The organism is Rhizobacter sp. P5_A1 (assembly GCF_056400745.1).
This window is the reverse complement of sequence record NZ_JBFUKR010000008.1, coordinates 182,526-203,667: the sequence shown is the minus strand read 5'-3', so window position 1 is coordinate 203,667 and position 21,142 is coordinate 182,526. Positions and strand designations below refer to the sequence as shown.

16 protein-coding genes are annotated in these 21,142 nt (G+C 62.8%); 13 read left to right on the top strand and 3 right to left on the bottom strand.

The window, feature by feature from the left end:
- The first annotated feature begins 7 nt into the window (after positions 1–7).
- Positions 8–1,069, top strand: coding sequence for a hypothetical protein (locus AC1DTW_RS11655; RefSeq protein ID WP_477981255.1), 1,062 nt, complete (start codon positions 8–10; stop codon positions 1,067–1,069).
- A gap of 26 nt (positions 1,070–1,095) precedes the next feature.
- On the opposite strand, the gene AC1DTW_RS11650 is transcribed toward AC1DTW_RS11655, so the two are convergent.
- Complete coding sequence (locus AC1DTW_RS11650) at positions 1,096–2,097, bottom strand: BrxR family helix-turn-helix transcriptional regulator (protein ID WP_477981254.1); 1,002 nt, start codon at positions 2,095–2,097, stop codon at positions 1,096–1,098.
- Between the two features lie 191 nt (positions 2,098–2,288).
- On the opposite strand from AC1DTW_RS11650, the gene AC1DTW_RS11645 reads away from it, so the two are divergent.
- The 8 genes from AC1DTW_RS11645 (at position 2,289) to AC1DTW_RS11610 (ending at position 16,262) form a co-directional block, all read left to right on the top strand.
- On the top strand, positions 2,289–3,221 hold the full coding sequence (locus AC1DTW_RS11645; RefSeq protein WP_477981253.1) for a ComEC/Rec2 family competence protein: 933 nt from the start codon (positions 2,289–2,291) through the stop codon (positions 3,219–3,221).
- Positions 3,218–4,036, top strand: coding sequence for a hypothetical protein (locus AC1DTW_RS11640; RefSeq protein ID WP_477981252.1), 819 nt, complete (start codon positions 3,218–3,220; stop codon positions 4,034–4,036). The genes AC1DTW_RS11645 and AC1DTW_RS11640 overlap by 4 nt, the downstream gene beginning before the upstream one ends.
- A gap of 118 nt (positions 4,037–4,154) precedes the next feature.
- Positions 4,155–5,732, top strand: coding sequence for a hypothetical protein (locus tag AC1DTW_RS11635; protein WP_477981251.1), 1,578 nt, complete (start codon positions 4,155–4,157; stop codon positions 5,730–5,732).
- A gap of 6 nt (positions 5,733–5,738) precedes the next feature.
- The gene (locus AC1DTW_RS11630; protein ID WP_477981250.1) at positions 5,739–9,161 is read left to right on the top strand and encodes a TM0106 family RecB-like putative nuclease; all 3,423 of its coding nucleotides are present in this window, start codon (positions 5,739–5,741) and stop codon (positions 9,159–9,161) included.
- A gap of 7 nt (positions 9,162–9,168) precedes the next feature.
- Positions 9,169–10,605 carry a Wadjet anti-phage system protein JetA family protein gene (locus AC1DTW_RS11625; protein WP_477981249.1) on the top strand — a complete coding sequence of 479 codons (1,437 nt, stop codon included), beginning with the start codon at positions 9,169–9,171 and terminating at the stop codon, positions 10,603–10,605.
- A gap of 11 nt (positions 10,606–10,616) precedes the next feature.
- Positions 10,617–11,393, top strand: coding sequence for a DUF4194 domain-containing protein (locus AC1DTW_RS11620; RefSeq protein WP_477981248.1), 777 nt, complete (start codon positions 10,617–10,619; stop codon positions 11,391–11,393).
- On the top strand, positions 11,390–15,067 hold the full coding sequence (locus AC1DTW_RS11615) for an SbcC/MukB-like Walker B domain-containing protein (RefSeq protein WP_477981247.1): 3,678 nt from the start codon (positions 11,390–11,392) through the stop codon (positions 15,065–15,067). Before AC1DTW_RS11620 ends, AC1DTW_RS11615 begins: the two co-directional genes overlap by 4 nt.
- On the top strand, positions 15,033–16,262 hold the full coding sequence (locus AC1DTW_RS11610) for a hypothetical protein (RefSeq protein ID WP_477981246.1): 1,230 nt from the start codon (positions 15,033–15,035) through the stop codon (positions 16,260–16,262). The genes AC1DTW_RS11615 and AC1DTW_RS11610 overlap by 35 nt, the downstream gene beginning before the upstream one ends.
- Positions 16,263–16,401: 139 nt before the next feature.
- Here the strand turns inward: AC1DTW_RS11610 and AC1DTW_RS11605 are convergent, their stop codons facing one another.
- Both AC1DTW_RS11605 and AC1DTW_RS11600 read right to left on the bottom strand, forming a co-directional pair.
- Positions 16,402–16,968: a hypothetical protein gene (locus tag AC1DTW_RS11605; RefSeq protein ID WP_477981245.1), complete on the bottom strand. Its 567-nt coding sequence runs from the start codon at positions 16,966–16,968 to the stop codon at positions 16,402–16,404.
- An 84-nt stretch (positions 16,969–17,052) separates the two neighbouring features.
- Positions 17,053–17,184, bottom strand: coding sequence for a hypothetical protein (locus AC1DTW_RS11600; RefSeq protein ID WP_477981244.1), 132 nt, complete (start codon positions 17,182–17,184; stop codon positions 17,053–17,055).
- On the opposite strand from AC1DTW_RS11600, the gene AC1DTW_RS11595 reads away from it, so the two are divergent.
- From AC1DTW_RS11595 to AC1DTW_RS11580, 4 genes are all read left to right on the top strand, one after another.
- Positions 17,183–17,611, top strand: coding sequence for a hypothetical protein (locus AC1DTW_RS11595; RefSeq protein ID WP_477981243.1), 429 nt, complete (start codon positions 17,183–17,185; stop codon positions 17,609–17,611). The genes AC1DTW_RS11600 and AC1DTW_RS11595 overlap by 2 nt on opposite strands.
- A 178-nt stretch (positions 17,612–17,789) precedes the next feature.
- Positions 17,790–19,358 (top strand): recombinase family protein, encoded by a 1,569-nt coding sequence (locus AC1DTW_RS11590; protein ID WP_477981317.1) that lies wholly within the window; start codon positions 17,790–17,792, stop codon positions 19,356–19,358.
- Entirely contained in the window at positions 19,355–20,257 is a 903-nt protein-coding gene (locus tag AC1DTW_RS11585; RefSeq protein ID WP_477981242.1) for a ParB/RepB/Spo0J family partition protein, read from the top strand. The genes AC1DTW_RS11590 and AC1DTW_RS11585 overlap by 4 nt, the downstream gene beginning before the upstream one ends.
- Positions 20,254–21,135: a plasmid partitioning protein RepB C-terminal domain-containing protein gene (locus tag AC1DTW_RS11580; RefSeq protein WP_477981241.1), complete on the top strand. Its 882-nt coding sequence runs from the start codon at positions 20,254–20,256 to the stop codon at positions 21,133–21,135. The genes AC1DTW_RS11585 and AC1DTW_RS11580 overlap by 4 nt, the downstream gene beginning before the upstream one ends.
- Positions 21,136–21,142: the final 7 nt, after the last annotated feature.

Below are 21,142 nucleotides of genomic sequence, written 5' to 3'. Positions count from 1 at the left end.
AGAGGTGGTGGAAGTATTGCGCGAAGGGGCCAACGTAGTCCTGGCGGCACCTGACTCAGCCGCCCTGGCACTGAGCGTGGCGATCGAGGATCGGCTGGCGAACGAGTGGCGTCTGACCGGTCCCGTAGAGGCCTCGGGCATATCGCCCATTGACGAGATCTACGCTGCACTGCAAATTGAGGATGGCCCCTCACCGCGCCGTAGCGTCGCTTCACTGCTTGCTGGTATCCAGACAAAGAGCCTCGTCATTGTCACGGGGGTGGACATGCCCAAGTGGCCGGCTTGGCAGCGATTCGTGGATGAGTACGCAAACGCGAGCCGCGCCGTTGCGGCTGTGGACCGGACGCAACTCCTGGTCATCGCCGGGGGTGTGCCGAAGTCCAGACTGCCCAGCAAGGCACCAGCATTCAGACCAATGATTTGGGACGGATATGTCGGTGAGGCTGACGTGTTCAGCTATGTGATCCAGGCGTGGCGTTCGAGCGGAGGGCGCATCGACGCGCAGGCCAAGTTGATCGCGCGAATCATCACGCGACTGGCGCTCTGGGACTTTGACTTGGTCGACCGACTCCTTGCACTAGACCCACGCGATCTGTTCGACCCTTGCGTGGCAATTGGCGAGGCCATCAACGGAAACGCGGCCTACGCGCGCGTCGGTACGACATGGGAGGAAGGAGGGCTCGCAGAGTTCGACGGGGAGGTTTCGCCCCATGCTGTGGCTCTCCTGCGTGAGGGTGACTCCAAAGCGGAGCTGCCGATGCGGCTGTGGGCGGCCCAGGCTGCTGAATTGCTTCCGGCGCTTGAGTTGAATCGAAGGCACTTGGCAAAGCGGATGAAGGACGCGCGTGTACCTCTGCCTGTGATCGTTCACGGCATGGAGATCTACGATCTATTGGATGTCGAGATCGGTCCGTTGTTGTGGCTCGCAAAGAAGCATCGCCTTCCGCAGGACATTGTGCGCATTGCGGAGAAGTACTGCAGCTTGCGGAACAAGCTGGCACACCTCTGCCCTTTGAACGCGGACGAGGCCCTCGATTCCGAGGTCTTTGCCCCGCGCAAGCGACAATGATGGGCAGCCGTCAGACGAACGAGTAGTCAGGCTTGGCCCGCTTTAGGCAGCAGCGGCTTGATGTCGGCAAGGTTGGCAATGACGAGCTGTCGCTCGCCCTTTCGGGGCACGCCACTCGTCTCGAAGTTCAGGGTCCGCAACGTGTAGAACAGCATGGCCTGTCGGCACGAGATCGACAACTTCCCGCCTTTCATTCCGTAGTCGAGCTCGACGCCCTGCCGCTGCTTTGGGGTGAGTGCAGCATCAGGCATTAGAACGAGTTCGACGTTGGTGTTCCACTCAAGATCATCTGCTGGATCGACGGTTGACGCCATCGGCTGACCTGCAGACAGGATGCGGCCGAACACGAAATCTCTGAATCCCTGGCGGAGGTGGCAGTAGGCACGCACGTGCCATCGCACGCCGTCGTAGCCGAACGCGTGGGGGCTGACGTAGCGCTTCTGCTCCTCTTCGCGGGCGATCGACTGGTAGCGAATCTGAAGCATAGCCTTCTCAGCCATGGCGCGTAGCATGAGCGTGAGTGTTTCGCGGTCAATGTTTCTCGACGGCAGCGGCACCGACGCCATCGGCGGACAGTAGGACAAGAACGCTTGGTCGCTCGCCAAAACTTTCCGCTCGACCGCGAGGAGTTGAGACAAGTACTGGCGTGGCCCCGAGGTCTCAAAGATCGGGGCGAACACTGCCGACGCGATGTAGGTGCGAGATCTGGCGTCGTACTGCAGGTTGCCAGGGGCGATTTCCGAATAGCGCGAGATATCGGCCGACGCCTGGGGGACCGAGATCTTGAAGAACTCGGTCACGTCACGGCGATTGATCCGTCCCTCCCATTGCAGGCGGAAGTCTATGAAGTGGAGCCGGCGCTCCTGGCTCCACTTCACCGAGCCCGAATCGCCCCCGTCGACAAGCCGCTGGTTGGCTGTGCGTGGTCCGTCGCTCAGGCCCGCTTCCCGCCCCCCCCGCTTCTGCGCCGCGTCGCTGGCTTGCTGCTCGTTGGATGCTGGGTTGCTGCGTGTGGTTTGGCTTGGCATGTCGCTAGTATAGTTAGTTGACGCGAATACAAAGTACGCGTATAGTTACTGTACTGGTTAGCGCTACCGGCCCGCAAGGTCTCTGCCCGCGAGGCGGGAGGGGCGGAAGCTACGACATCCCGCTACTTGGGTGTCGGTTGTCCGGACTTGATGCAACTCGTGGCAGTAGCCACTCACAGAAGGGAACCACAGTGTCGATCGTTAAAAGCTTCGCCGTCGGGCATGGCGACATGTTCTACGTCAAGCACAACAGCGACAACTTCACCATCATTGACTGCAACCTGAACGCTGAGACAGCCGAGGAGCGCATCGAAGAGTTGAGAAGTGCGTCGCAGTACAAGGGGATCGCCCGCTTCATTTCCACTCACCCCGACCAGGACCACTTTGGCGGGATCGAGCTTCTGGACGACGCGATGCCGATCGCGAACTTCTACGTGATCAAGAACCAGGCTATCAAGGATGAGGAGACCGAGTCGTTCAAGCGCTATTGCGCGCTTCGCGATGACGCGACGAAGGCCTTCTATATCTACAAGGGATGCTCACGAAAGTGGATGAACCAGGAGGGCGAGGGCCGGGGCGCCTCAGGCCTCAGCATCCTTTGGCCTGACACAAACAACTCGGACTTCAAGGAAGCCCTGACCGCCTGCAATGCCGGTGAGAGCTACAACAACACTTCCGCCGTGATCCGGTATGCGCTCGAAGGTGGCGCGAGCGTGATGTGGCTGGGGGACCTCGAAACCGAGTTCATGGAGCGGATCACCGACTACATCAAGCTGGAGAAGACCACTATCGTCTTCGCATCCCACCACGGCCGCGAGTCCGGAAAGATCCCGGACGCGTGGCTCGAGAAGCTCGACCCCCAGATCATCGTCATCGGCGAAGCGCCCTCGCGACATCTGAACTACTACACAGGCTACAAGAAGATCACTCAGAACAGCGCTGGCGACATCACGATGGAGTGCGTCGGCGACAAGGTTCACTTCTATGTGTCGAACCCCAAGTACACGCACAGCGGCCTGACGAACGAAGGTATGACTACCCTCGAGAACTACGTGGGCAGCATCACGGTGGAGACCGAGTACACGCTTCAAGGTGCAGCCGGCATTTCGAGGGCATGGCGGTGAACTGGATTTCGGCCCTCGGCCGCTTGCTCGATCCCTATGAACTGAGGGCGCGCCTCTTTCCAGGGTTGCTGGTTCTCTCTCCCGCGATCGCATTCCTCGCACTGTTGTACGGCAACAAGAACCCGCTGATCGTTGCGCTGAGCACGGTGATGGCAACGTGCGGCGGGCCCTATCTCCTTTCGAGTTTCGTCCGCAGCTGGGGCCAGCGGGCCCAGGATCGCCTCCATCGGGAGTGGGGTGCACAACCATCAACAATCTTGCTGCGGCATCGGGACAACCAGCTGCCGCGGTTGACAAAGCTTCGGTATCACGAACTTGTGGCGTCGCAGCTTGCGCTCATCGTGCCGAGCGCAGATGAAGAGCGACAAGATCCAGTGCATGCGGACCAGGTCTATGCATCGGCGTCCGACGCTTTGCGCCCGCTCACCAGTGACAGCAGAGCCTTCCCGTTCATATTCAAGGAACTGGTTGCCTACGGCTACAACAGGAATGCATACGGGTCGCGATGGGTGGGCTTCGGTGTCGCGCTGGCGACGATCGTGGCAACGTTGCTGCACGCCGGTGCACTGCGTTTGGAGCAGCCGTTGTTTACCCAGTCGGGCCTGGATGCAGCGCACATCCTGGTCCTGCTCGTTGCGGCTTGTCTGGCGGTTCTGTGGTGCGCCCACTTTACGGCCGAGACGGTCAAGCTGGCAGGTTTCAGCTACGCCAAGCGGCTGTGGGAGGCGTTGGAGAAGGTGCCAAAGAGGGGCACGCGCGTCCAGCGCAAGCGCGGCGGGAAGGCATCCGAAGGTGCGCCAGTCGTCGAGCAGTAGGGGGCCTAGAAGTCCAGTGGCTGAAGTCGATCGGTGTTTGTCTGCAAGCTGACTAGCTCACGATCTGAGCCAGTAGCCGGATAGCCTCGGCATCCACAACTACATTCGGGTGGTCTCCATGAATCTGATTGATTCTCTGAACACTGAAGCGGTCATGGCTTTGGAGCCGATCTACCTGCACCTATCGGTCACCGATCCTGAGGCCCTTGCGGCGTTGGCCGAGGCGGCCGAGGGCCGCGACCGGCAAGAGCTCGCCCTGACCGCGCTCAAGATCGGCATCCTGTCGCTTAAGGCTGCGCGGGGTACCGTTGACGGCATGGCGATCCGCCAGGAAGGTGATCGCCTGCTGGGCACCCTGGAAGAGCGTCTGAACAAGCACCGGGAGCTGCTCGACGAGACGCTCGGCGGTACGCTGCGCGGCTACTTCGATCCAGCGAGCGGTGCGTTCACCGAGCGGGTGCAGCGCCTGCTCAAACACGACGGTGAACTCGCGACGGTGATCGGTAGCCAGGTCGAGACGGCACGTCGGACGCTTGACGAAGTACTCGCCAAGCACCTGGGCGACGATAGTGCCCTGCAATCGTTGCTCAGTCCGGAAGAGGGTAACGAGTTCATCGAGGCGATTCGCGGCCAGATCTCGACGGCCCTGCTGCGGCAGAGCGAAGCGATTGCTGGCGAGTTTTCACTTGATCGGCCCGACAGCGCCCTGAGCCGCCTGGTTCGGGAACTGAAGGATCGCCATGGCGATCTGGAGCGCAACCTGGGGGAGCGCGTCACGTCGGTGGTCGGTGAGTTTTCGCTCGACAACAAGGACTCGGCGCTGTCGCGCCTGGTCGGCCGGGTCGAGCAGGCGCAGGGCCAGATCAGTGCCCAGTTCTCGCTGGACAACCCGGAGTCCGGCCTGACGCGAATCGTCCAGCGCCTGGAGCGTTTTGAAACTGCCCAGTCCGAGCGCTCGCGCGACTTCGAACTGCGCGTGACTTCGCTGCTGGAGAAGATCGTCACTCGCCGTGATGACGCGCGTCGCTCCACGCTGCACGGCAACGAGTTCGAGTCGCGCGTCGGCGAACACCTCCAGGCACATTGCCTCGCTGCGGACGACGTTTTCGACGCCGTCGGTGATACCTCGGGCGTGATCCCGCGCAGCAAGGTGGGCGACTTCGTGGTGACGATGGGAGTCGACTCGGCCGTGGCCGGCGCCAACATCGTGGTGGAGGCCAAGGCCAGTGGCGTTTACACCCTCAAGGCCACGCTGGAGGAGGCTGACGTTGCCCGCCGCAATCGGTCGGCGTCGGTGTGCCTCTTCGTGCACTCGTCGCAGACGGCGCCAGCCGGCCTGCCCGAGCTGCACCGCTGGGGCCTTGACATCGTGGTCGTCTGGGACGCTGACGATCCGGCCACCGACGTGCGTTTGAAGGCGGCCTACCTGTTGGCCAAGGCACTTTGCGTGCGCGCGAATCAACACAACGAAGAAGAGGCAGCCAGCTTGGCCGAAATGGATGTCGCCATCGAGGCCATCCGCAAGCAGATCGCCGGCTTCGAGGAGATCAAGACATCGGCACGCACGGTGGTCGGCGGCGGCGAAAAAATCCTCAACCGTGCGCGGCTGATGGAAGAAGAGATCGCCAAGCGCCTGTCGGTGCTGACCTCTCAACTCGACCGCCTTCGCGCCACGACCGTCGAAGGCGAGGGCTGAACCCGCATGCAGCTACGCGATGGGCTCTATCTCTTCTCGGCCACCGATCTGGTCGGCTTTCTGGAATGCGAGCACCTGACGGTGCTCGATCTCCAGAGCCTTCACGACGCCGACGCGCGTGCGTCCAAGTCCGTGCCTGATGAGTCCGCTGCGTTGATTGCCCGCAAGGGCGACGAACATGAGCGGGCCTACCTTGGCCGCCTGCGGGCCGAAGGCCGTGTGGTGATCGACATCGCCGCCGACGGCGGGGGCATCGACGACAAGCTGGCGCGCACCCTGGCCGCGATGCGCAGCGGCGTCGAGGTCATCTACCAGGCAACGCTGCGCGATGGGCAATTGTTCGGCCATGCCGACTTCCTGATGCGCGTTGATGGCGAGGCCTCGGACCTGGGGCCTTGGCGCTACGAGGTCGCCGACACCAAGCTCGCACGTTCTCCGAAGGCCAAGTTCCTGGTGCAGCTGGCGTTCTACAGCCACCTGCTTGCGCTGGCGCAGGGAGCGGAGCCGAGGCAGATGCACGTCGTGCTCGGCGACCAGACCGGGCGGGCGTATCGGTGTGCCGACTTCATGCACTACTTCCGCGCCCTGCTTGTTCGTTTTCTGGCGCGCATCGACATCCTGGCCGGTGGTGCCGATCCCGGAACCTACCCGCTGCCCTCCGCACACTGCGACCTTTGCCACTGGAGCGATCGCTGCGAGGCGCAGCGCGTCGCGGACGACCACCTGTGCCAGGTGGCGAACATTTCGCGTGTGCAGTGGACCAAGCTGGAGGTGGCAGGCATCGACACCCTGGCAAAGCTGGCAGCTGTACCGCCTGGCAGTGTCATCCCGAAGATGCATACTGACCTCATGGCCCGTCTGCAGTCGCAGGCAGCGCTGCAAGAAGGCGCGCGCCGGACCGGTCACCGCGAAGTGATCGTCCTACCACCCGACGCCGACGCAAGGCGCGGTTTCCATCGCCTACCGGCACCCGACCTCGGGGACATGTTCTTCGATATGGAGGGTGACCCGCTGGAGGACGGCGGGCTCGAATACCTCTTTGGCGTCTGGTTTCTGGAGCAGGGTGCGTGGGCCTTCCTCCCGTTCTGGGCCCATACCCGAACAGAAGAGCGCGTCGCCTTCGAGCAATTCATCGACTTCGTGGCCGATCGGCGACGGCGGCATCCCGGTGCGCACGTCTACCACTACGCCAGCTATGAGGAGACTGCCCTCAAGCGCCTGGCCAGCTGGCACGCGACGCGTGAGGTCGAGGTGGACAACCTGCTGCGCCAGGGCGCTCTGGTTGACCTCTACAAGGTGGTGCGCGAAGGCATCCGCATTTCGGAGCCGAGCTATTCGATCAAGTACGTCGAGCACTTCTATCGGCCGCCGCGCGCCGGTGATGTACAGAACGCGGGCGCAAGCATCGTCTTCTACGAGCGTTGGCGCGAGACGCGCGACCCACAGCTGTTGCAGGACATCCACGACTACAACCGCGACGATGTCGAGTCCACGCAACAGCTGCGAGATTGGCTGCTCACGCTGCGTCCCTCGGGCGTGCCCTGGCGGAATCGAGTTGCCGCTGCCGCTCCAGATGACGGCGGCGAGGCCCCCGCGCTCACGCGCGCGCAAGAGGCCGAGCAGAGGCTGGTGCGGTATCGCCGGCGACTCGTGGATACGCTGCCGGCTGAGCGCAGTACGTGGACATCGGAACACCACGTCTGCGAGCTGACCTATCAGCTGCTGGACTTCCACCGCCGCGCCGACAAGCCGGGCTGGTGGGCGCTGTTCGCCCGCATGGACCTCAGCGAAGAGGAGCTTCTGGACGACCCGGAGTGCCTGGCGGGTCTGCAACTGGACCCGGCGCATCCACCAGCGCTGGACAAGCGGTCCACCATCTACACCTACCTGACCCCCGAGCAGGAGTGCAAGCTCGCGACCGGCGCTGAATGCACCCGCGCCGACACCGCCGAGAAGGTCGGCAAGCTGGACTACGACGAGGCGACTCGGCGAGTGAGACTGAAGATCGGACCCAAGAAGGATCCGTTGCCGCCGCGCCTGAGCATCGGTCCTTCGGGTCCGATCGAGTCGAAGGTGTTGGTCAACGCGCTGTACCGCTTTGCGGACAGCCATATTGCCGGCGACGACAGGTATCCGGCGCTGTCGGGGCTGTTGCGCCGTGCACCGCCGAAGCTCGCTGGCTGGTCGGTGGGCCAACCCATCATCGCGCCAGGGCAAGAGATCCTGGCGGGGAGCCTGGCCGCGGCGCAAGCGATGGACCAGACCTGCCTCTATGTCCAGGGACCGCCCGGGTCGGGCAAGACGTACACCGGTTCGCGAATGATCGTCGGCCTGCTCGCGGCCGGGTGGCGTGTCGGCATCATGTCGAACAGCCACAAGGCCATCAACAACCTATTGAGCGGTGTGATGGGTGTCGTGACCGAACGGCGGCTGGATGTGCGCGTCGTCAAGAAGTGCACGGTGGGACGTGCGGACACCGAGTTCGACGGAGCTGGCGGGGTCGCCAACTTGTATTCGAACGGCGACGTGTGGGCGTCCGCGGCAAGGCTGGTGGCAGGGACGGCGTGGCTTTTTGCTGACCCGGACGCAGACCAACAGTTCGATGCCCTGTTTGTCGATGAAGCCGGGCAGGTCGCGTTGGCCAACCTGATTGCCGCCGGCACCAGCGCCCGGAACATCGTGCTTCTTGGCGACCAGATGCAGCTCAGTCAGCCGGTGCAGGGGGTGCATCCCGGCCGCTCGGGCGAGTCGGGGCTGGACTACCTGTTGGATGGTGCTGCCACCATCGCGGCCGACCGGGGCATCTTTCTCGCGACCAGCTACCGCATGCACCCGGCCGTCTGCCGGTTCATCTCCGATGCGGTGTACGACGGCCGCCTTCAGCCGGAGGCAGGCAACGCGGCTCGAACCTTGGTCCTCGGCGACGGCACGCACCGGCTCCTGCGTCCTGCGGGCATCATTCATGCGCCACTTGCGCACGAAGGATGTTCCCAGCGCAGCGAAGAGGAGGCACGGCTGGTTGCGGAGGTGTACGCGAGCGCACTGCAGCAGAGGTGGACCGACAAGCAGGGCGCCGAGCATCCGATGACACCATCGAACATTCTGGTCGTGGCGCCGTACAACGTGCAGGTCAACCTGCTCAAGCGTGTGCTGCCTGATGGCGCGCGCGTCGGCACCGTCGACAAGTTCCAGGGCCAGGAGGCCGAACTGGTCATCGTGTCGATGACTACATCCAGCGAACAGGACCTGCCACGGCACATTGAATTTCTCTACAGCAAGAACCGCCTCAACGTCGCGGTCTCACGCGCCAAGTGTCTGGCGATCGTGATCGCCAACCCGGCGCTCACGGCCATCAAGTGTCAAACGCCGGAGCAGATGGCGTTGGTCAACACGCTGTGTTGGGTGGCGGAGGCCGGGCGGCTACAGTGACATCAGAATGGCAAACGTCTTTTTCACCGGCAAACGAGATCAGTTCTTCCGACCCCTGACCCACGGGGACAGAGAGTGCTGTGCCGCTGTGCTTCGGAGCCTGTATGACCGTGTGCATGGGCCGAATGCCGACTATTCCGAGGCGCTGACCCGTGAGCTGGTGGTCAGCATGATCTTCCAAGTACTTGTGGATCCGGTACTCCGGGCGTTGGCATTCGAGCCGGGAAAATCGATCTCTGCGGAGGAAGAGCGCACGTATGCCGGCGAGCTCGTGCGCAAGTTGAAGGAACACGCCTGGCTCGAAGACTACAAAGATCCGATTGACCTCAAGCCGACACTCAAGATGACACGCGCGGGCAAGGAGGTCGCCGAGGTCCTCTCCAACCTGGACAACTCGCGCGCTCGTACTCGTCAGCGAAATATGCGTTCCGCCAAAAAGGCGTTGGCTGCCTTTGTGACCGGCCATGACGTGGACGAGTTGCTGGATGGATACGACTTCGCCACCCGCGTGGTTCAGGACCTGCAAGATGACATCGAGTACTTCCGCACGCTGATCCAGAGCCTGACGCGCGAGGCGCTTGAGCAGAAGGTCGCGTGGAGCGAATTCAACGAGTTCATCGAGAAGCGATTTGCCAAGGAGTACGCGGTGCGCCTCGTAGCCGATTCGGCTGAACGGCACCGTGGCCACATCGTCGAGCAGCTCGACCAGATCCGAGCGCTGCCCGCAGAGATTCGCAACAGCGTGGACGCCAGCCTGCTGCAGCGCGCAGCCTGGTTGGAGCCTCAGGTGCAGCTTCGCAGTCCGATGTTGTGGTTGTGCGATCGAATGGAAAGCATGGTCGAGGCGGCCTGCAGCCTGAAGCTCCCGATGCTTCGGTCGGAGATGAACAACTATGTGCGGCGGTTCACCAGTCTGCTGAGGCAAGCCTTGTCGCTGGACTACAGCGCACAGTCACCTCTGGGGCGCGCGATGAGTCTGCTGAAGGAGCAGCCCGACGTAGACCGCCATGAGTTTTTGGACGCGATGGCCGAGCGGATGGGTACAGCCGAGATTCGCCTGGCCGGTGCCGCCTTGCGTTGGACCATGCGTGAACGTGAAGTTGAGCGAGGTGCGTTGGCGCCGTTGGTGGTGGACGAAGCCAGCCGCATCGAGGCGGCCATGCGCCGCGCCGAAGCCGAGGCATTCGCGTTCAGCGATCAAGAGGTGCTCGCCGGGCTGCTGCCGTTCTTCAAGGAAGGTCGGTTGTCGCTCGACGAGTTGCCGGTGACGACCGCCACCGAGGCCGTGCGTGTGCTGCATGCTGTGGGTGCTGCGCGCTCGTCGGAGGGCAAGCGGTTTCTCAAGGCGAAGAAGATGCCTGCGGTGTTCGGCAACGCCTACTTTTCTGCCGACAACTTCGAACTCCAGGCCGACCTCTCGTCGCTTTCTGGCGGCGACCGCTGAGACACCCGGCCATGATTCAGTCACTGCAACAGTACCTGGACGAGCGCCTTCGAACCGAAGGTGCCGGAGGTGTCAGGGCCGACAGATTCGCCGAGGTGGCCGGTCGGTTGCTGTCCTCAGGCATCCTGTGGCGCGAATTTTCGCGTCCCGAAGCGGAGCTGTATGACGAAGCAGCCCAATGCGAGCAGCTGCTGCGAGAGTACTTCGCCGCCACCGGCTTTGTGCTGACCCACGACGCCGACGCCACAATCTTTCGGCTGTATCCACCGGGCGAAGGCGGCGATGGCGACGACGACGGGGTCAAGCGACTGAAGGCTCGGCTGTCACGCGACTTTGTCGCCGCTGCCATCGCCCTGCGATTCCTCTACACCGAGGCCCTCACCGGTAAACGGGAACTCGTCAATGAAGTGCTGGTGATCAGCCTGGAGGAGTTGTCGCAGGCGGTGGTGTCGTTGTTGGCGCACTCATTGCCCGCTTCGAACGCAGATCGGCTGGGCTTGTTGCGCGACCTGCGCAAGCACCGCATCGTGCGTTTCAACGACGGCGAGGGCGCCGGCGGCATGGAGATGTTGCTGAGCGTGCTGCGTCCGGTGATGAGCTACGTGAGTGACGAGGCCCTGGACGATGCCTTGACGATCGCGGGGCAGGCTGCTGCCGTGCGTTCGTCGCGAATGGCCGAGCGCGATGTTGGAAGCTCGGTAGCGGCGGGCTCCGATCCCACGGCCGTTGTACCACCGGTGGTCGAAGACGCTACTGCGGCGGCACCTGCGCAAGGGAGGCTGCTGTGAGGATCTCCAAGCTCATCACTTGGCAGTGGGGTTCGCTGGAAAGCCGGGAGTGGGCCTTCTCGGACGCGGTGCTGCTGACGGGCGAGTCCGGTTCGGGCAAGTCGACGCTGCTGGATTCGATCCAAACCCTGTTGACTGCGGCACACCAGCATCTGGTGCAGTTCAACATTGGGCAGGACGAATCCACGCAGAGCCGGCGGGGCGGCAAGGAACCGCGCACCTTGGCCGCCTACGCCCTGGGGCAGCAGGCGGATGGCGTGTTCTTGCGCAAGCGATCGACCAGCTATGTAGCCTTGGTCTTTGAGCCCTCCGAAGACGCCGGTGAAAATGAGCCACCCTTCACCGCGCTGGTGGGCGTTGAGGCCCATGAGGATGCGAGCAAGGCCGCTCTTTCAAAGAGCCTGTTCTTCATCGTGCGCCGGGGGCTGAGCTTGTCTCAGCTGCTGCACCCCACGGCGGCCAACATGCAACCGGCGCCAGTAGTTCTGAAGGACCTGTATCTGCACCTGCAGCACCAGATTCGCGTGGGGCCTGAGGTGGTGCAGCGCTTCGAGGACAAGACCAGCTACCTGACCCACCTGTATGGCGCCATGATGGGCAAGACCGCGGTGTCGGAGGCCGAGGCCTTCAGGGCCGCCAAGTCCATCGTGAAGGCGATGGCATACAAGGAGCTGGGCAACGTCAACGACCTCGTGCGCGATGAGATCCTCGATGCGCACGACTTCAGCCGCGACCTGGACAAGATGCGCGAGCTGATGCGCTCGATGGCTGGCCTTAAGGCCGAGGCCGAGCGGCTGCAACTCAACATCGAGCGGCTCGAAGCCGTTGCCGCAGCAGCCGGACGGGTGTTGGACGAATCGCGCCGCTTCGTCGTGACCACCATCGCGCATGGGATGCGTGCGGTGGATGATGCCGAGGGGGAGCTTGAGTCGGTGCGGCGGCAGATGGCGTTGCAGGTCAAGCGGAACCAGTTGCTTGAAGATCGTCTGCAGAACCTGCGCGACGGCCAGAAGCAACTGGAGGGGCAGTTGTTCGCCGTGCAAACGCAGCTGGCGGCCAGCGACGTGGCGCAGCGCAAGGCCGCCCTGGAAAGCGAAGTCCGTACCCTTCAGGAGCAGTTCCGCAGCCACTGGGCCGCGACCATGAGTGGAGCCGGTGCGATGACGCGACTGATGGCTCAAATGAAACAATTGCTTGACCTGGACCTCACGGCGGCGCCAGCGCTGGCAGCGGCAGTCGATGCGCTCAGGCCAACGGCGCAGGCGGTGTTGCGCCCCTGGCCGGCAATTGCCGCCGTGCTAAGCCGGGAAGCGAAGCTCGACGCCGACTTCCCGGCTTTTGATCTGGAGAGCTTTGACGCCGACCTGGTGCGTCTGGAATACGGCGTCCGGGGCCACGACGAGTCGCTGTCGGGCGCTGTTGTCACTGCGATGGCACAGGCCAGCCAACAGCGCGCGCTGCTTGCAGATGAACGTACGCAGCGGGATGCGGAGTTGCGCAATCTCCAGGCCGGCCGGCCACCAGCGCCGGATGCCGTGCGCGTCGCGCTGGAACTGTTGGAGCGCGAGTTGCCACAGGCACGGCCGAGCATCTTGTCGCAACTGGTTGAGCCCAAGCCCGGGACGACCTGGCAGAACGCCATTGAAGGCTACATGGGCGGTGACCGCTTTGCGCTGATCGTGGAGGCTGGACTTGAAGCTGCTTGCACGCGGATGGTGAAGCGCAGGTTCGCTCAGCGCTCACCCAAGGTGGTGCAAGGCAGCAAGGCGATGGAAGACACGAGAGGCCGTGCCCTCGACGCCAAGGCCGTGATGCACGAACTGGTGTGCACGCATCCCGTGGCCAAAGCGTTCCTATTGGCCCAGTACGGAAAGGTCCGCAAGGTGGACACCGAGGACGAGCTTGCGCGCACCTCGCAGGGGTTAATGGAGGAGGGCATCGGCAGCCGGGGCTACGGCATGTTCTCGTGCCGGGCGCCGGACCAGGATCTGGCCTTCGGCGAAGCGACGCGCAAGCGCCGCATGCTTTGGTGCGAGCAGGAAGTGTCGCGACTCGAAAAGGCCATCGCCGGCCTCGACGACCTGCAACGGTCCCTGGGTGCCGTGTCGCGGATGTTCTCGGGCGCGGCGTTCATGGCGTTTGCGCCGCTGATGGAAGCGGTGTTGTCCAGTCAGCTTCAATACGCGAACGCAGCGCGATCGTTGGCGGCACTGGACTTATCGGCGATCGAAGCACTGGAGGCCGAGCGGCATGCACTTGGCCTGCGCATCAAGGCCGGCAAGGATGCCTACGACACTGAGTTGCTCCAGGTCGGCGAGAACAACAAGACGCTCAAGGATCTCGGCCTGCGCGAGAAGGGCCTGCTCGAACGGCTTCCGGCGTTGCACACGGATCGCACAAACGCCATCGTGTGGGCATCACGATTTGTGCAGGGTGCGCCGGAACTGGCGACCGAAGCGCAGCTGATCGAGGAAGCCAAGGCCCTTGCTGACAGCGCCGAGGTCAGTTTGGATGCGCTGCGGCACCGCATCGGCGTGATGAACTCCGGCCTGCCAGCGGCGCTGCGCGAAGTCGGATCCAGCGTGCACAACTACTTGATGGGTGTGCGCAATGACCAGGAGCGCTTTGTCTACCTCGATCCCCCGAAGTCATTCGAACGTATCGAGGAGGTTTTGCCGCCTCTGTTGGGCTTGCGCAAATCAGTGGATGAGCAGACGCGCCGCCAGCGCTCGATCGGCTTGGCCGAAAACCTGGGGCGGTTGCAAGAGGCGGAGACCAGTTTCAACGCGGTCTTCACTACGAGTTTCTGCTTCAAGGTTCGAGATGAAGTGCGGCAGGGCGCATCCACCTTGCAGAAGCTCAATCGACATCTGAAAGACATCCAGTTCGGTACTGACAACTACCAACTCGAATGGGCTTGGGTGCCGCGCCTGCAGAAGGTGTTCGAGTTCTTCGAGGCGATGGAAGGCCTGGTCGATACGTTCGAAAAGGATCACGGCTCCATTTTTGACTCGACCCGCCTGAGCGACAGCCACCGCGAGACGGCGGGTGAAATCAGGCGGTTGCTGCTGGCCAACGATCAGGGCGCTTCGGAGCGCGCCTTGAAGGAATTGGCCGACTATCGCAACTACCGGCGCTACGACATCATCCGCCACAGCCCAGTGGGTCAGACCAGGCTCTCGACCTGGGGGACGGGCTCAGGCGGTGAACTGGAGACACCGTTCTACGTCATCCGATCGGCCGTGCTGGCTCACGCCTTCGGCCACTTTGGGCGCGACCGGCGTGGTGCGTCAGCACTGCGGCTGATGTTGTCCGACGAGGCATTCTCGAAGATGGACGAATCGCGGTCGCGCAGCGTGCTGCAGTTCCTTTCGAAGACGCTGGGCCTGCAACTTGTTGTCGCAATGCCAACGTCCAAGTCGGGCGCCGTCAAGCCTGAGTTCGACAAGGAGTTCACCTTCTCCAAAGTGCTGGCGTCGCGTGACGGAACCGAGCTGTTTGTCAGCGAGGTGCAGGAGAAGACCATCAAGCGGGAACCGATCGCCAGGCTCTGGTCGGAGCACGCCGCACGAGCGAGAGAGTCTGGTCGTTTGGCGCACGAGATTCTCAAGCAGGAGTCAGCCGAACTTCCCGTAGACGATGCCGTTCGCCCCGTCGCCGATGACCATGGATGAGTCGATACTCCCTGCGGTCCCACGTGCGCCGGCCCCACACCCATTCCTGATCAAACTGGCCATACGCCTGCTCACCAAGGCGGATCGTTCGGATGCCGGCCGCGCGGCTCGATTGAAGCTTGATCGCAACGCGGCGCCCGAGCTTTACGACCATGTCGATGCCGAGGCCCTTCGCCGCCTAGAGCTGCTTCTGGATGAGCTTTGCACCACGGGCTGGGTACGCTTGATCTTGACCAAGGCCAAGGACTTCGCCGGCTTTGTCGACAGAAATCCTCAGCTGGAGCTGCTGGATTTCGAAGCTTTGGCTGGCTGGTCCGGCTTTCAGCGCCGGGAGGAGCGATGGAACCGTCAGCTTATCGCCCACCTTCGCGACCACTGGGACCAGGCACCAGATCCTGCGAAGCAGGAACTCCTTGACTACCTAGGTCGAAGCCCTGTTCTAGCGCTGGCGGAGATCCCTACACAAGATGCCATGCATTGCCTGAGTGCTCTAAGGCAAATTTGCGCGTCAGGGGCATCGATGCCTTTGCGCGAGGCATCCGCCAGAGTCTTTCACGGGCGGTCCAAAGTACTTGATAGCCGTGATGAACTGCTTCGATTGCTGGGCGCGACCACTGGTCAGTTCTGGGAGTCGCCGATTCAGCTCCTGGTGGACATTCCGCCCGCATTTGATGAAGCCCTGTTCATTGAAAACCTCGTGACGTTCGAAGAGATGGCGGATCGGCGCCAGCCTGGTTGGTCGCGGAGTGTGCTGGTCTACGCCGCAGGCTTCAAAGGAAGCGCCAGGCGCCTGCGCTCGCGCCAAGGGTGCCGCATCTATGTTCGTTCCAGCCACGGCGAGACGCTGGCGTTGGATCCTTCAATCAGCCGTGGTCTGGATGCAGTCGGTGCGTGGTTGTTCGGTCGATCGGCGTTGCCCGTCTGCTTCTTTGGCGATCTCGACTATGCCGGAATGCAGATCTTGGCGAATCTGCGTGAGGTCTTTCCTGGTGCTCAGGCATGGCGGCCGGGATATGACGCACTGGTTGCGAGGTTGTCCTCCGGAGGAGGGCATTTGCCAGAGATGGCGTCGAAGGAGCGCCATGTCGATCCGGGAGCCACGGGTTGTGAGTACGCTGACACTGAACTGCTTCGCCTGATGCGACAGCATGGTCGCTTCGTTGACCAAGAGGTGTTTGGGTGTGCCAATGCGTGATCGGCCACCAAGCCACTTCTCGCGTTTCGTCGAGCGTCCATTTTCGGACCGGGACTGCGCGGTTCAACTAACACCGCGTCGCGCGGGATGGGTGTCAGAGTCCCATCGCGCCATGCAGCTCCGATGGCGGTGACCCGAATCAACGCCCAGCCAGAGCGGTTGCCACGCGCAGGACGTCTCGAAGCATGCCGATGTCGACGGCCTCTGCCGGGGTACGCTTACCGAGTGCGCCGTGCCGCTTCAGCATGAACAGCAACTTGCTCGAAGCGCTCTCCTCGCCGAGGGCCCTCACCAGCTCGGCAAGGGCGATCCGGTCGAATTTCAGCGCCTCCGACGGGTACCAGTGCTGACCTCGAACGAATAGCGAAAACACCTCACCCCGCCGGCGTGCCGCGTCGACCGACTGGCGCTTCACGCCCCAGTGACTCTCCAGGACTGAAACCGGCACGAGCGTGCCGTCCTGTGTCCATTTCACAAGCCTGGCTTCACCACGGAGTTCAGCTGCAGCGACCGCAGGCTTGGCTTCTTCCGGTGGGGGAGCGACGCTGACTGTGACCCGGCCGAGCCTGTGCTCCTTCAGCATCAATTTGAGCTCGGCGATCAGACGCTGCTGATCTCGTGGGGCGGCACCCGCGAAGACGACTTCAAAGCGAAGACCGGCACCCTTGGTAGCGTTCCCGGTGGGGCGATGGCGCGCAGTCGTCATCTCGTTGGCCTCACTTTCGTGATAGCAAACATAGCATACAGAGCAGACTAAGCAAGTCCGAGGCAGCAACCGGCGGCCGGGAGGTCATCGCGACGCCGGCGCTTCCCAAATCTCGATCGGCGGCCACGCCAGCAGTTCGGCCGCGAGTTTCAGATGGTCAAGGCGCTCGCGCCAGTCGCCGCGGCTGAGTTCGAGCGCGAGCGGAGGGTGCGCCATGGGGACCAAACGCTGTCTGGCCTGCGGTGACACCCTCCCGCTGAGCAGCCGGGTCCCCGACCAGAGCTATTGCTCGCGGGCGCAGTGTCAGCGCGAGCGCCGCAAGCTCTGGCAGCGAGAGAAGAAGCTTCTTGACCCCGCCTATCGCGAAGCCCAGGCCATCGCCCAGAAGGAATGGGCAGAACGTCACGTCGACTACTGGCACCGGTATCGCGAGCAGCACCCCGACTACGTCGACCGCAACCGCACCCAACAACGGGTCAGGAATGCGTCCCAGCGATCGCGCTTGCCAATTGCAAAGATGGACGCGTCACCACCCACTTTGCCACTGCCATCAGGCACTTACCGGCTGGAGCTCAAAGACGCCGGAGGAGTTGCAAAGATGGACGCGTTCACGGTCGAAATCACCGTGCTGACAACGACTTAGTGCTGTTTCCCGGTGGTTGCAAAGATGGACTCTATAGACGACCCGGGGCCGCCGCTGTTACCTTTTCCATCTCGCCGACCCCATGACTGACGCTGCACTGGGCCAGCACTACATCGCCTCGAGGTCGACGACCCGACTGGCTTTGCCCGGCTGCATAGCCGCAAAGGACATGCGCACCATGGACAGCGATGAACACCTAGACAATGTGCCCGTGCCGCCAGCACGACTGCGAGCCGCCGAGTACGTGCGTATGTCGACCGAGCACCAGCAGTACTCGACCGAGAACCAGGGCGACAAGATTCGGGAGTACGCGGCCTGTCGTGGCATCGAGATCGTTGCTACCTACGCCGACGAAGGCAAGAGCGGCCTGCGCATCGATGGTCGACAGGCCCTGCAGCGTCTGCTGCAGGACGTGCAAGCCTCCGGCGGGGTCGACTTCCAGGTCATCCTGGTCTACGACGTGAGTCGATGGGGCAGATTCCAGGATGCCGACGAGAGCGCCTACTACGAGTACATCTGTCGCCGTGCTGGCATCCAGGTCGCCTACTGTGCCGAGCAGTTCGAGAACGACGGTTCGCCGGTGTCCACCATCGTCAAGGGCGTCAAGCGGGCGATGGCTGGCGAGTACAGCCGAGAGTTGTCGGCCAAGGTATTCGCTGGTCAGTGCCGTCTGATCGAGCACGGCTTTCGTCAGGGCGGGCCCGCCGGGTTCGGTCTGCGGCGCACGTTAGTGGATGTCAATGGTGTCATGAAGGCCGAACTGGCGCGCGGTGAACACAAGAGCCTGCAGACCGACCGTGTCATCCTGATGCCGGGCCCGGATGACGAAGTGCGCATCGTCAACGACATGTACCGCTGGTTCGTCGATGAAGGGCTCAGTGCCACGGAAATCGCCAGCCGCCTGAACCGCATGGGTGTACGAACTGACTTCGGTCGCGATTGGTCTCGCTCCACGGTGCACGAAGTCCTAACCAACGAAAAGTACCTGGGGCACAACGTCTACAACCGGGTGTCGTTCAAGCTGAAGAAACTTCGGGTGGAGAACCCGCCGGACATGTGGATCCGCAAGGAAGGTGCGTTTGAGGGCATCGTGCCGGCGGAAGTCTTCTACACCGCGCAGGGCATCATCCGTGCGGCTGCCCGTCGCTACAGCGACGAAGAGCTGATCGAGCGCCTGCGCGGGCTGTACCAGCACCGCGGCTTCCTGTCCGGCCTGGTGATCGACGAAGCCGATGGCATGCCCTCGACATCGATCTATGTGCACCGCTTCGGCAGCCTTATCCGCGCCTACCAGATGGTGGGCTACACGCCCGATCGGGACTACCGGTATCTGGAAATCAACCGACTGCTGCGGCGCATGTATCCGGAGACCGTCCAGAAGATCGAACTCGGCGTTGCCGACCTTGGCGGCAGCATCGTGCGCGATCCTGCAACCGATTTGCTGGTGGTCAACAGGGAGTTCAGCGTGTCGATCGTGCTGGCTCGTTGCCAGCCCACCGCCATCGGCAACGGCCGATGGCGCATCCGGCTGGACACCAGCTTGGCACCGGACATCTCGGTGGCTGCTCGGCTCGACCAGGACAACAAATCGATCCTGGACTACTACCTGCTCCCGCGGCTTGATTTTGGGCCGTCGCGCATCAGCCTTGCGGATCGAAACCCGGTCGAGTTTGAGAGCTACCGCTTCGATTCGCTCGACTACCTGTACCGCATGGCCCAACGCGCGCGATTGAGGTTGGCGGCATGAGCGACGAGGTCTCCGTCCAGCCGGTCAGGCTGCTGCCGATCTCACAGATCGAGGTACTGAACACCCGCGAGCGAAACGGGCGAGCTTTCGCCGAGATCGTGACCAACATCAAGACGATCGGGCTGAAGAAGCCGATCGTGGTGACGCCCCGGCCGAAGCCTGACGGAACCGAACACTACCTGTTGGTCTGCGGCGAAGGGAGACTCAACGCCTTCCGCTCCCTGGGCGAACGCGACATACCGGCTCTGGTGGTGACCGCCACCGACGAGGACGCGTTCATCATGAGCCTGACCGAGAACATCGCTCGCCGGCAGCGTCGACCGCTGGAATTGTTGGCTGGTGTCGAGGAACTTCGTAACCGCGGCTACAACGCCAAACAGATCGCCGCCAAGACGGGGCTCGCGCAAAAGTACGTTCAGGGCATCCTGACCCTGCTCCAGCAAGGCGAGCAACGTCTGGTGGAAGCTGTCGAGAAGGGCGCGATCCCGCTCAATGCTGCGCTGGCCATCGTCGGCGCGGGGAACGACACCACTGCCGTGCAGGCCGTGCTACAAGAAGCCTACGAGGCCGGCACCCTGCGCGGCCGTCGCCTCATCGATGCCCGCCGCCTCATGGAACGACGCGAAAGTCTGGGAGCCACGCTCGACCGCCGAGCACCCCGCAAGATGGGTGACGTGACCTCGTCCAGCCTGGTACGCAACTATCAGCGGGAAGTGGACCGGCAGAAGGCGCTCGTCCGCAAGGCCGCCTTCACGCAGCAGCAGCTCCTGTTCACGGTCAGCGCGCTGCAACACCTCTTCGTGGACGAGAACTTTACGAACCTGCTGCGCGCCGAGGGACTGGAGACCCTTCCAAAATTCATCGATGAACGGGTCTGGGCCAAGGGGCGGCGGCCATGACCGCCGTTGCCCTCGGGTTCAAACTGGAGCCCATAGCGCTGCGGCTCGACCAAGTCTTGCCGTGTCGCAAAGTGCCCGCCGGCCTGCCAGCGTCTAGAAAGTACAAGCAGATCCGGGCTTCCATCGAGGAGGTCGGCCTGATCGAGCCGCTGTCGGTGTCGCCCGTCCCGTCCAGCGAAGGCCAGTACCTGCTGCTGGACGGTCACATGCGGCTCATCGCCTTGCGAGACCTCGGGAAGGAGTCGGCGCCCTGCCTCGTCGCAACCGACGACGAGGCCTATACGTACAACAGTCGCGTCAATCGGCTGTCGACGATCCAAGAGCACTTCATGATCCGTCGAGCCATCGCCGGCGGACTCTCGCCGCAGCGCCTGGCCAAGGCCCTGTGCGTCGACATCAGCCACATCACCAAGAAATCCAATCTGTTGGAAGGCATCTGCCAAGAGGTGATCGATATCCTCAAGGACCGGCAGTTCTCGGCTGAGCTCGGACGAGTGATTCGTAAGATGAAGCCGAACCGGCAGATCGAGTGCGCCGAGCTCATGGCCTCGGCCAACAACCTTACGGTGTCGTATGCCGAGGCTCTGCTGGTGGCCACGCCGGTTGAGATGCTCGTAGGCGGAAAGCGCGCGATGAAGCTTGCTGGGGCCACCCCTGAGCAGATGCTCAAGATGGAGCGGGAGATGGCCAACCTGCAAAGCCAATACCGACTCGTCGAGCACACCTACGGGCAGGACGTTTTGAATTTCGTGCTTACCAAGGGCTATCTGACAAAGCTGCTGGAGAACGTCCGTGTGGCCAAGTACCTGAAGCAACAGCAGCCAGAGGTGTTTGAGCAGTTCAAAGCAATCGTTGACTCGGCCTCGCTTGATCCGTAGGTGACAT